The organism is Brevibacterium sp. VCM10 (genome assembly GCF_000583215.1).
GTDB classification, from domain to species: Bacteria; Actinomycetota; Actinomycetes; order Actinomycetales; family Brevibacteriaceae; genus Brevibacterium; species Brevibacterium linens.
In genome coordinates, this window is the sequence record NZ_JAJB01000019.1 from 52,361 (window position 1) to 64,156 (window position 11,796).

Consider the following 11,796-nt stretch of genomic DNA (forward strand, 5'->3'; position numbering starts at 1 on the left):
ACTGAGTGCTGCCGACCGGCGGCCGTGGGGGAGCGGAACCACCCCGCCGAGGTCAGCTGCCCGGACAGGGCGGGGCCGCCTCGGCGAGGGTGGGAATCACTTGCGCTCGAGTTCCTCGAGGCTGGGGTAGATCGTCTCCGTCGGAGCGACTCCGCGGTTGCGGATGAGCACGTAGTAGAGGACGAAGGTGACGATGATGCCCACGAGCCACGAGATGTCCGCTCCGCCGAGCTTCGCGACCAGCGGTCCTGTGTAGAAGGACTGGGCGAGGAACGGGATCTGCACGACGACACCGACCCCGTAGGCGGCCAGCGCACGCCAGTTCCAGTTGCCGTAGCGACCGTGCCGGTCGTAGAAGGCGGGGATGTCGAAGCGGTCCTTCGAGATCAGGTAGTAGTCGGTGAGGTTGATGACGCTCCACGGGGTGAAGACCATGAGCAGGGCGAGGACGAAGTTCTTGAAGTTCGCGAGGAAGTCCGCCGAGGCCAGCAGCGCCACGAGCACGGTGAGGGTGACGATGCCGACGACGAAGACCGCGCGGGTCCAGCGGCGGATGGTCGCCTTGTTGCCGAACGAGGTGAGGATCGTCAGCGTGCACATGAACGCACCGTAGGCGTTGAGGGTGTTGACCGTGAGCTTGCCCAGCAGGATGACGATGAAGATGAGCAGGGCGAACACACCCCCGCCGACGATGTCGCCGACATAGGCGACCTGGTTCTCGACGAATTCGTTGCCGGATTCGGTCATGGCGGCCGCACCGATGAGCGCGCCCAGGGTCATCGACCACTGCGAACCGATGACCGATCCGCCGAAGGTGAACCAGAAGGTCTTCGACGACGGGGTCGAGCGCGGCAGGTACCGCGAATAGTCGGCGACGTACGGTCCGTAGGTCAGCTGCCAGCCCACGGACAGGGCGATGGCCGAGAGGAAGGCGGGGAAGGCGAACGACGAACCCGAGATCAGTCCGGGGACGTCGACCTGGGTGAGCACGCAGTACGTGATGAAGAGGAACCCGAGCAGGCCCGTCACCGAGGAGATCCGACCGAGCACGTGGATGTACTTGTATCCCAGCAGGGCCACCAGCGCCGTGAGCGCACCGAAGATGACGATGCCGACCCATGGGGTCTGAACGCCGATGATGAGGTTGACGGCCTGGCCGGACAGTACCGCGCCGGTCGAGGCGAAGCCGATGTACATGAGCACGACGAGCACGAGCGGGATGATCGCGCCGATGATGCCGAACTGGGCGCGCGAGGAGATCATCTGCGGCAGACCCAGCTGCGGACCCTGCGCCGAGTGCAGTGCCATGACGATGCCGCCGATGATGTTGCCGATGAGCAGGCCGATGATGGCCCACAGCGCATCGGCGCCGAAGACGACGGCCAGTGCTCCGTCGACGATGGCGGTGATCTGAGTGTTGGCACCGAACCACAGTGTGAACTGGGAACGCGGCGTTCCGTGACGCTCGGCGTCAGGCACCATCTCGATGGATCGCTTCTCGATCCCCGAACTGGTCGTACTCGCCATGTTTCTCTCCTTTGAACTGATCGACCTGGTTAAGTGTGGCACCGCCGGTTCGCGTCCCACGAGATCCGAGTCACAGGTTTCGTCCGAGATATCGGAAAATCTCGCCGAGGCGGCCCTCGCCTCCCGTGGGATCGACGAGTTCCGGACGATGCGTGCGGGTTTTCGCCTCCAAGTTCCGCACAGATCGACCGGAACTTGGACGACGTGCACTCAAGCGACGTGCACTGAAGCGACGTGCACTGAAGCGACGTGCACTGAAGCGACGTGCCGATCGTAGACCTGGACAAGTTTCGGTGCTGTTTCGCGCCCGGCCTCCCGGACACCGGCGCCTGCGTTCCGTGCCCGCAGCTACTTCGCCAGGGAGCGCGCGATGATCGTGCGTTGGATCTCCGAGGAGCCTTCGTAGATGCGGTAGATCCGGGCATCGCGAACATAGCGCTCGAGGGGAAAGTCCCGCGTGAAGCCGTAGCCGCCGTGGATCTGCAGGGCCTCGTCGGCGATGAAGGCGGCCGCCTCGGAGGCAGCGAGCTTCGCAGTCGCCGAGGACCGGGTGAAGTCGACCCCGGCATCGCGCTGTTCGGCAGCGTCCATCGTCAGCAGCCACGCCGAGCGGTACTTCGTGTACATGTCCGCGAGCTTGAACGCGATGCCCTGGAGGCGGCCCAGCGGTTTGCCGTTGATCTTCCGCTCGCCCGCCCACGCCACGGCGGCGTCGAGTGCGGCCCTGCCGATTCCCAGGCTCATCGCCGCGACCTCGATGCGACCACGGTCGAGCACCCGCATGGCTGTGGTGAAGCCCTCGCCTGCGTTCCCGAGGAGGGCGTCCTCGGGGACGACGGTGTCGATGACGAACTCATAGACCGGGCTGCCGCGCAGACCCATCGTCTTCTCCGGGGGATTGAAATCCAAGCCCGCCGAAGCGGCCGCGGTGTCGACGATGAATGCGCTGATTCCCTTGTGGCCGGCATCGACGTCGGTCTTCGCGTAGACGATGATGAAGTCCGCGAAACCGGCGTTCGTGATGAAGCATTTCGTACCCTTGAGGTGCCAACCGCCGTCGACGCGCGTGGCCTTCGTCGACATCTCCGCCGGGTTCGACCCGGCACCCGGCTCGGTGAGCCCGAAGGACCCGATGACCTCGCCGGCGGCGGCCCGCGGCAGCCACGCTTCGCGCTGCGCGTCGGTGCCGCCGAGGAGGATCGAATCGGTGGCGAGGAACTGCGCGGTGATGATCGACGCCGTCGAGGCGCACGCCTCGGTGATGGCGGCGACCATCTGGCTCATCGCCACCGATCCGACTCCGGGCCCGCCGAACGCCTCGGGCAGATTGAGCCCCATGACCCCCACCTCGGCGAGGGTCTTCAGGGTTTCGGCGGAGACACGTTCGTTCGCGTCGGCGGCCGCGGCCCGAGGGGCGAGGACGTCCGTGCTGATCTGGGCGACGGCGTCGACGAGTTCCTGTTCGTCGGCGGTGATGTCGAAGGCCATGAGAGTGCTCCTTAATGGTGTCGTGGATGTGGTCTGAAGCTGAAGGGATCGCCGAGGCTGGGCCGGTCGTGGGATGACGAGGACGCGCTCGCCGAGGCGGTCGTGGGGTGGGCCGATTCCTTCGACCCGGGGCTCAGTTGGTCGGTTCCGTCAGGTCCGCCGTTTCCGCCTCGGCGAAGTCGGCATTGTGCTCGCCGAGGTGCGGTGCCGGAAGCGTCGACGCTGGGCGGGCGCCGTCGACGAGGAGCGGATGGCCGAGATAGGTGTGACCGGTGCGCGGATCGGCGGCAGTGAGTCCGCGACCTTTGCCGATGGGCCCGGTGACCGCCTCGGCGAAATCGAGGACGGGGGAGTTGGGGACTCCGGCGGCATCGAAGATCTCGCACAGCTCGGTCACGGTGCGCCCGCTGGTGAACTCTTCGATCTCGATGCGCAGTGCCTCGTCGTTGTCCGAGCGATGGCCGTCGGTGGCGAAGCGCGGGTCGGCGGCGAGCTCCGGCTTGCCGAGCGTGGCGGCGAGAGTGCCGAAGAGGCGGTCGTTGGCCACGGCGATGACGACGAGTCCGTCGGCGGCGCGGTAGGTGTCGAAGGGGGCGGAGACGGGGTGGCGGTTGCCGACCCGCGACGGAGAGGAGCCGGCCGCGTGGAGGGAGGCATTCGTCGGCTGCATGGCGAGCATGACATCGAGCATCGGAATGTCGATATGGGCTCCCTCGCCGGTGGTCTGACGGTGGAAGAGCGCCGAGGAGATGCCGAAGGCCGCGAACACTCCAGCGGAGACGTCGGCGATCGATTCTCCGACTCGGGTGGGAGAGCTGTCGGCGAAGCCGGTCGAGGCCATGAGTCCGCTCAGTGCCTGGATGACCGTGTCATAGGCGGGACGTCCCGCCTGGCTGCCGGCCTGGCCGAAGCCGGAGATCGAGGCATAGACGAGATCGGGTCTGACGGCCCTGAGGTCCTCGTAGGACAGGCCGAGCTTCGCGGCGACGCCGGGGCGGAAGTTCTCGACGACGACGTCGCATTCGGCGATGAGTTCGAGCAGTCGTGCGTGGTCGTCGGGGTCCTTGAGGTCGGCTTCGATCGAGCGCTTTCCGCGGTTGAGGCCGGTGAAGTAGGTCGACCCGGATTCGGTGAAGGGTCCGAGATGTCGGGAATCGTCGCCGTGGCCGGGCATTTCGATCTTGATGACTTCGGCGCCCTGATCGGCGAGCATGGCGGTGGCGTAGGGACCGGCGAGAACTCGGGAGAAATCGGCGACCCGGACACCGGTCAGCAGCTGCTTCGTTGCGTTCATGATCCTCATCCTCGGTGGTGACCAGGGCGAAGACAACGGGGCTGATGAGGATTTCGTCCGAAGTGTCGGATGCTGTGAGATTCCGGGGCAGTCCAGCTCAGCGGAGAAGAGAGAGCCTCGGCCTGCTCTGCTGCGAACCGGGGCCCTCCCAGCGGAATTCCTGCCGCGGCAGGAGAGCGAGAGTTCCGGACGATCCGTGCGGGAAATGGGTGTCTGTTTCCGCACGGATCGTCCGGAACTCGGGGCTGACGGGGCGGATCGTCTGGCGAAGAGCTCAGGCGACGCGTTCGAAGACGGCTGCCATGCCCTGGCCGCCGCCGATGCACATGGTCTCGAGGCCATAGCGCGACTCGCGGCGATCCATCTCTCGCAGCAGCGTGGCGAGGATGCGTCCGCCGGTCGCGCCGACCGGGTGGCCCAGTGAGATGCCCGATCCGTTGACGTTGAGCCGCTCGGCGAAGTCGGACTTCGTGAGTTTCCACTCGGTCGTGCAGGCGAGCACCTGCGCCGCGAATGCCTCGTTGAGTTCGATGAGGTCGATATCGCCGAGTTCGAGCCCGGCCCGTTCCAAGGCCTTGGCCGTGGCGGGCACCGGACCGATGCCCATCGTCTTCGGCGGCACTCCGGCCACCGCCCAGCTGCGCATGCGGGCGAAGACCCGCAGACCCAGCTCAGCGGCCTTGGCCGCGGTGGTGACGATGCACAGCGCAGCGCCGTCGTTCTGACCCGAGGCATTGCCCGCGGTCACCGTGGCCTCAGCGTCGGACTTCCCGAGCATCGGCGTGAGCTTCGCGAGTTTCTCGACCGTCGATCCGGGACGGATGTGCTCATCGGTCGTGATGACCTGTTCGGGGGTCTTCCGGGTGGCCGGCAGCGTGATCGGCACGATCTCGTCGGCGAACTTCCCTTCCTCCGTCGCCGAGGCGGCCCGACGATGCGATTCCACCGCGTAGGCGTCCTGGTCCTCCCGTGAGATCGTGTACTCCCGACGCAGGTTCTCTGCGGTTTCGATCATTCCGCCGGGCACCGGGTAGTCGTCGCCGCCGGCGGTGAGGCGGCCGCGGACGAGACCGTCCTTGAGCTCGATGTTGCCGCCCTTGACGCCCCAGCGGATCTCCTCATTGAAGAACGGTGCGCGGCTCATCGACTCGACGCCGCCGGCAACGACGAGGTCGGCGAAACCGGCCGAGATCATCGCGTGAGCGTCGGCGATCGCCTGCAGGCCGGAGCCGCAGCGACGGTCGACCTGGCGGCCGGGAACGGTGATCGGCAGTCCCGCATTGAGCGCGACGACGCGGCCGATCGCCGGAGTCTCCATGTGCGGATAGCAGTTGCCGAGGACGACATCCTCAATGGCCTCGCCCGGCAGGTTTGTCTTCTCCAGCAGAGCTGTGAGGACCTGTCGGCCGAGCTCCTCATGCGGCACGTCCTTGAACTGTCCGCCGAATCCGCCCACGGGGGAGCGGAGAGGTTCGCAGATGACGATGTCTTCGGACACAGAGTCTCCCTTGGGTTGTGATCGAGCCGTCCTGCCGCGGCGGTGGGGCATCGAATTTTTCGGCATCACTGCCGATGCTGATATCAATACATTCTGATTGATGAACATATCCGAATAGATCGCCGGAGACAAGAGGTCGTCTCAATGAATGGGTATCCCGAGGCGCCTCAGATGGTCGGCGGACGCGTGCGCGGCGAACGATGGTGGGCTCGGTCGCATGGGCGACGGACGTGAAGATCCTCCGAACGGCAGTGAGACCGGCCGAGCTCAGCGGACTGTCGGCAGGACCGCCTCGGCGACATCGAGGACCGTGCTCAGGGCTGCATCCTGCTGGTCGAGGCGGTACGCGAGGTGCAACTGAGTGGCTTCGTTCGGCAGGTCGAGCGGCACCGCGGAGACCCGCGAGTCGTAGCCGGCGGCGACGGAGTCGAACGTGATCGTCACACCCATTCCGGCGGCCACGAGCGCAGAGATCGACTGCGAGTCGGGAGCCTCCTGGACCGTGCGCGGGCTGAACCCGGCATCGAGGCACAGTCGCATGGCGGTCTCGCGCAGGTTCGAATTCGGCCGCGCGGGCAGTAGGACGAAGGGCTCATCGGCGAGCTCGGCGACGCCGATCTTCTTTCGCTTCGCCAGTCGGTGTGAACTCGGCATAGCGACGCAGGGTCGCTCGATCGCCACGGGGCGTCCGGCGATGAGCGGGGGCCGCCGGCGCCAACGGACAAGGGCGAGATCGAGCGTGCCGTCCATGATCCTCTCGAGACCCTCGTCGGCATAGACGGTCGACTCGAGGTGGAAGGTGATTCCGGGACTGCATTCGTGTGAGGCGGCCACGAGGGTGGCGGCCAGGTCGCGGGAAGACGGGTGCGAATACCCGAAGCGAACCCGGCCGACCTCACCGCTGGAGGAGCGGTGGACGGATTCGATCGCGGCCTGTTGGGTCGCGAGCATGTGTTTGGCCGGCTCGAGCAGGGCCTCGCCTGCGGGGGAGAGGCTGACCGAGCGGGTCGTGCGTTGGAACAGGGAGGCGCCGAGTTCGGTCTCCAGAGAGCGGATGGTGCGGCTCAGCGGGGGCTGGGCCATGCCGAGGCGCTCGGCGGCACGGCCGAAGTGGAGTTCCTCGGCGACGGCGACGAAGGCGCGGATCTGCTGCAGCTCCATGGACGATCTCCCTCGTCGGGCGTTCAGGCGGTCGGACATGCGGATGGCCATCATTATTGCACGCTGGGTAATCAATGACTGAGCTGTTTTGTAGCGGTCGGCAATGGGGTGTGCGGCGCATACTCGAGCACGTCCGAAATATCGGACAGAACTTGATGCGGGCCACTTCCGCAATCTGGTTCAGCCGACAGAATGGATGGTGTAGTCAGAGCCGACAGCGCAGGGGAGTCCACACCTCGGCGCGACGGCGAAGCGGCAGCCAAGCATCCGCCTCGTCGGACACAGCGACAAGGAGAATCCCATGACCACCAAGCCGTCGTTCACCCAGCACGATCCGTCTCGCGTCATCCGCGCCGACCGCGGAACCGAGATCACCGCGAAGTCGTGGCAGACCGAAGCGCCCAAGCGCATGCTCATGAACAACCTCGACCCCGAGGTCGCCGAGCGTCCCGAAGACCTCGTCGTCTACGGCGGCACCGGCCGCGCCGCCCGCTCCTGGGAAGCCTACGATGCGATCGTGCGCACCCTCGACGACCTCGAGGACGACGAGACCCTGCTCATCCAGTCCGGTAAGCCCGTCGGCGTCATGCGCACCCACGAATGGGCCCCACGTGTTCTTATCGCGAACTCCAACCTCGTCGGCGACTGGGCCGATTGGGAGCACTTCCGCGAACTCGAAGCTGAAGGCCTGATGATGTACGGCCAGATGACGGCCGGCTCCTGGATCTACATCGCCACCCAGGGCATCCTCCAGGGCACTTACGAAACCTTCGGCGCCATCGCCCGCAAGCGCTTTGACGGCACCCTGGCTGGCACCCTGACCATCACCGCCGGCTGCGGCGGCATGGGCGGAGCCCAGCCGCTGTCCGTGACGCTCAACGGCGGCGCCTGCCTCATTATCGACGTCGACAAGACCCGCCTCGACCGCCGCAAGGGCAAGCGCTACCTCGACGAGGTCGAAACCGACCTCGACACCGCACTGGCCAAGGTCATCGAAGCGAAGAAGAACAAGCAGGCCCTGTCGGTCGGACTCGTCGGCAACGCTGCCGAGATCCTCCCGCTCATCCTTGACCGTCCCGAGGCTGCCGAGGTCGACATCGTCACCGACCAGACCTCGGCCCACGACCCGCTGTCCTACCTGCCGGTGGGCGTGAGTGTCGACGACTGGAGTGATGAGGCCGAGCAGGATGCGGAGAAGTTCACCATCCGCGCCGAGGAGTCCATGGCCACGCACGTGAAGGCCATGGTCGAATTCCAGGACCGTGGTGCCGAGGTCTTCGACTACGGCAACTCGATCCGCGACGAAGCCCGCAAGGCCGGCTACGACCGTGCCTTCGAATTCCCCGGCTTCGTCCCCGCCTACATCCGCCCCCTCTTCTGCGAAGGCCTCGGACCCTTCCGCTGGGTGGCTCTGTCCGGCGACCCGAAGGACATCGAGGTCACCGACAAGGCTCTCAAGGAACTCTTCCCCGACAACGAACACCTCCACACCTGGCTCGACGCCGCCAACGAATACGTCGAGTTCGAAGGCCTGCCGGCACGCATCTGCTGGCTCGGCTACAAGGAACGCCACCAGGCCGGTCTGCTGTTCAACCAGCTCGTCGCCGAAGGCAAGATCTCGGCCCCGATCGTCATCGGCCGTGACCACCTCGACTCCGGTTCCGTCGCCAGCCCCTATCGCGAAACCGAATCGATGCTCGACGGTACGGACGCCGTGGCCGACTGGCCGCTGCTCAACGCCCTGGTCAACACCTCCTCGGGTGCTACCTGGGTGTCGATCCACCATGGCGGCGGCGTCGGCATCGGCCGTTCCATCCACGCCGGCCAAGTGTCCGTGGCCGACGGCACCGAGCTGGCCGCTCAGAAACTGGCACGCTTGCTCACGAACGACCCGGGCATGGGCGTCATCCGCCACGTCGACGCCGGCTACGACCGCGCCTCCGAAGTGGCCGAAGAGCGCGGCCAGCGCGTGCCGATGATCCCGGAGCTCGACAAGCGCGACGAGGATTCCGCCGCGCAGTAAGGGCGCTGAATAGCTCGGAAAAAGTCGAGCAGCACACGTTTGAAACTGTGCTGCTCGACTTTTTGTGTGCCGCAGCGACTCACCGATAGCGGGAAGTCGGGTGAGTCGCCGATCGCGAGCAGTCGGCTGCGCCGCTGGAGCCTTGAGAGCTGCGCCTCTACCCGTCGAGGAAGAGGTCGAGTTCGAGGTCGTCGGGGCCGTGGCCGACCGAACCCGACCGCGACGGATCATGCGCGTAGACGGAGAAGTCCGTGACGCCCTGAGCCTGCAGCACCTCGTCGTCGATGAAGAAATTGCCGGTGACCTGGCGCGGATCCGAGGTGAGGATCGCCCACGCCGCCTCGGCCATGATCTCGGGCTTGCGGCTGCGTGCCATGAGCTGCTCGCCGCCGAGGAGGTTGTTCACAGCGGCCGTGGCGATCGTCGTCCTCGGCCACAGGCTGTTCGCCGCGACTCCGGCTTCGCGCTGCTCCTCGGCCAGCCCGAGCGTGACCAGGGACATCCCGTACTTCGCCATCGTGTAGCCCAGGTGCCTGCCCGCCCACACAGGGTTGAGGTTGAGCGGCGGCGAGAGAGTGAGGACATGAGCTGCGTCCGAGGCCTTCAGATGCGGCAGCGCGGTCGTGGCCAAGAGATAGGAGCCGCGTGAGTTGATCGAGTTCATGAGATCGAACTTCTTCATCGGCAGGTCCTCGACCGGGGACAGGTCGATGGCGCTGGCGTTGTTGACGACGATGTCGATCCCACCGAATGTCTCGACGGTCTTCGCGACCGCCTCGGCGACGGATTCCTCACTGCGGACATCACCGGTGATCGGCAGGGCCCTGCCGCCGGCCGCCTCGATCTGCTCGGCTGCCGTATAGATCGTGCCTTCGAGCTTCGGATGCGGTTCCGCGGTCTTCGCCAGCAGCGCGACGTTCGCCCCGTCGCGGGCGGCACGCAGCGCGATCGCCAGGCCGATTCCACGGCTGCCGCCGCTCATGAGAATCGTTCGTCCGGCCAGTGAGCGTCCGGGTTCTCTTTCTCCGAGGATGCTGTCAGTGGTCATCGTTCGTCTCCTTTGTCGATGGTTCGAAATCGGGGTGTTTGTGATGCAGACTATTCGGTGATTTGGCTCAATGGGGCGGCAGAGGCGGTGGGAGCATCCGCGCCGCCTCCCGCGCCCGCGGCCGCACCCGCGCCGACACTGTCAGCCAGGCTCGCATGACCGCCGAGGTCGGCGATGGCCCGCTGTGCGGCGAGGAAGCCGCACATTCCATGGGCGCCGGGACCCGGCGGCACCGCAGCCGAACAGAGATAGATCCCGTCGTCCGCACCGCGCGGGCTCAGCCGATATGGGTCGAAGCCGGGGGAGGGGCCGAGCACGAGCTGCAGCGGGTTCTTCCGCCCGGTGAGGATGTCCCCGCCGACGAAGTTCGCATTCAGCGCCTCGATCTCCGAGGTCCCGCGCGGCGTCACCGCCAGGATCCGGTCCCGGGTGCCGGGGGCGAAGCGCTCGATCTGAGCGAGGATCGCCTCGGTGGCATCGCCGTCGAATCCCTGCGGGACATGCGCATAGGCGTCGATGGGCACGACCGAACCCTGCCCGCGGCCGGGATCGGCCAGATGCTGCTGCGCCAGGAGCGCATACGGACGTTCGGGCATCCGCCCCCGCGCGACGGCCTTCTCCGCCGCGGCCACCTCGGCGTAGGTGCCGCCCAGATGGACCGTTCCCGCCAGCCGCGACGGTTCATGGGTCCAAGGGATCCCGCCCTCGATCGCGAGGGCCACCTTGAACGCTGCCGGGCCGGACTTCCACCGACCCAGTCCTGCGCGGGCGGCCCGGGTCAGGCACGCACCTGCGATCCGGTTCGCCTCCTCGGGGCCGGTGTCGAGCATGAGGATGTCAGGGGTGCCGAGATCGCGGACGTCGTCGATGCGCCGTCCGGTTTCGATCCGCCCGCCGAGGCTGCGCAACAGGGAGGCCATCGCCTCGGTGATCGTCCCGGACCCGCCGATCGCCACGGGCCAGCCGAAGTAATGGGCGGCCGAGGCCAGCGAGGTGCCGATCGCCGCGGACAGCGGCAGATCGAAAGGGCCGAAGGTGTGGGCGGCGACGCCGGCCCACAGGGCTTTGGCCTCCTCGGTGCGGAAGAGGCGGGCGACGGCCGCGGCGGGCAGAGCCGCGCGCATGCCGAGCGTGGCGAGGTGGACGGGGTGGCGGGGGATGTGGATGAGGGATTGGAGGAACTCGTCGGCCACGGTGGGCATCCGTGAGGCGACGGGGGAGAAGAAGCGACGGTACGAGTCGGCATCGGCACCGAGGCCGAGTGAGGTCTCGACGACCGACCGCAGGGCAGTGGCACCGCGGCCACCGTCGAGGGGATGGGAGAACTCGACCTCGGTGAATCCCCATTCCAGGCCGTGGGCGGCGAGGTCGAAGGTGCGGGAGAATTCGGCGGCGAGGCCGAACGGATGGTGGCTGGAGCATTCGTCGTGGATGAGCCCGGGCAGGGTGAGCTCGGCGCTGCGTGCGCCTCCGCCCACCCGGTCGGCGGCTTCGCAGACGGTGACCGAGACGCCGGCGGCGGCCATCGTAATGGCCGCCGCCAGTCCGTTCGGGCCACTGCCGATCACAGCAGCGGTCATCATTGTTCACTCCTCGGTCGGAATCCGGACCGGTGGTCGCCGGTCTCTGCAGACTATCGTCTTGCGGATTGTCGGTCTCTGTGTCGGGCGGGCGGTGGACGAAGTTTCCACCGGCCACGCCCGGGTGTGTCGGTCGGGCGGTGCCTTTCCGACGGTGCCGATCGAGCAGGTCCCTTC

The 11,796-nt window shown here is 66.8% G+C and carries 8 protein-coding genes; 1 reads left to right on the top strand and 7 read right to left on the bottom strand.

The annotated features are described in order from the left end of the window. Positions 1-96: 96 nt before the first annotated feature. The 5 genes from AD89_RS0105075 to AD89_RS0105095 all read right to left on the bottom strand — a co-directional run bounded on the left by AD89_RS0105075 (position 97) and on the right by AD89_RS0105095 (position 6,968). On the bottom strand, positions 97-1,527 hold the full coding sequence (locus AD89_RS0105075) for a purine-cytosine permease family protein (RefSeq protein WP_035319960.1): 1,431 nt from the start codon (positions 1,525-1,527) through the stop codon (positions 97-99). Between the two features lie 348 nt (positions 1,528-1,875). Then, the gene (locus AD89_RS0105080) at positions 1,876-3,015 is read right to left on the bottom strand and encodes an acyl-CoA dehydrogenase family protein (protein WP_025777529.1); all 1,140 of its coding nucleotides are present in this window, start codon (positions 3,013-3,015) and stop codon (positions 1,876-1,878) included. A gap of 133 nt (positions 3,016-3,148) precedes the next feature. Beyond that, positions 3,149-4,309, bottom strand: coding sequence for a CaiB/BaiF CoA transferase family protein (locus AD89_RS0105085; RefSeq protein WP_025777530.1), 1,161 nt, complete (start codon positions 4,307-4,309; stop codon positions 3,149-3,151). Positions 4,310-4,583: 274 nt separating this feature from the next. Further along, positions 4,584-5,807 carry an acetyl-CoA C-acetyltransferase gene (locus AD89_RS0105090; protein WP_025777531.1) on the bottom strand — a complete coding sequence of 408 codons (1,224 nt, stop codon included), beginning with the start codon at positions 5,805-5,807 and terminating at the stop codon, positions 4,584-4,586. Between the two features lie 267 nt (positions 5,808-6,074). Further along, the gene (locus AD89_RS0105095) at positions 6,075-6,968 is read right to left on the bottom strand and encodes a LysR family transcriptional regulator (RefSeq protein WP_025777532.1); all 894 of its coding nucleotides are present in this window, start codon (positions 6,966-6,968) and stop codon (positions 6,075-6,077) included. 301 nt (positions 6,969-7,269) lie between these two features. On the opposite strand from AD89_RS0105095, the gene hutU reads away from it, so the two are divergent. Then, the gene (hutU, locus tag AD89_RS0105100) at positions 7,270-8,991 is read left to right on the top strand and encodes a urocanate hydratase (RefSeq protein WP_025777533.1); all 1,722 of its coding nucleotides are present in this window, start codon (positions 7,270-7,272) and stop codon (positions 8,989-8,991) included. Between the two features lie 157 nt (positions 8,992-9,148). Here the strand turns inward: hutU and AD89_RS0105105 are convergent, their stop codons facing one another. Together AD89_RS0105105 and AD89_RS0105110 are read right to left on the bottom strand one after the other, a co-directional pair. Beyond that, positions 9,149-10,039, bottom strand: coding sequence for an SDR family oxidoreductase (locus AD89_RS0105105; RefSeq protein WP_025777534.1), 891 nt, complete (start codon positions 10,037-10,039; stop codon positions 9,149-9,151). A 50-nt stretch (positions 10,040-10,089) separates the two neighbouring features. Next, positions 10,090-11,622, bottom strand: a complete 1,533-nt coding sequence (locus AD89_RS0105110; RefSeq protein ID WP_025777535.1) for a phytoene desaturase family protein — start codon at positions 11,620-11,622, stop codon at positions 10,090-10,092. Between the last annotated feature and the right edge of the window lie 174 nt (positions 11,623-11,796).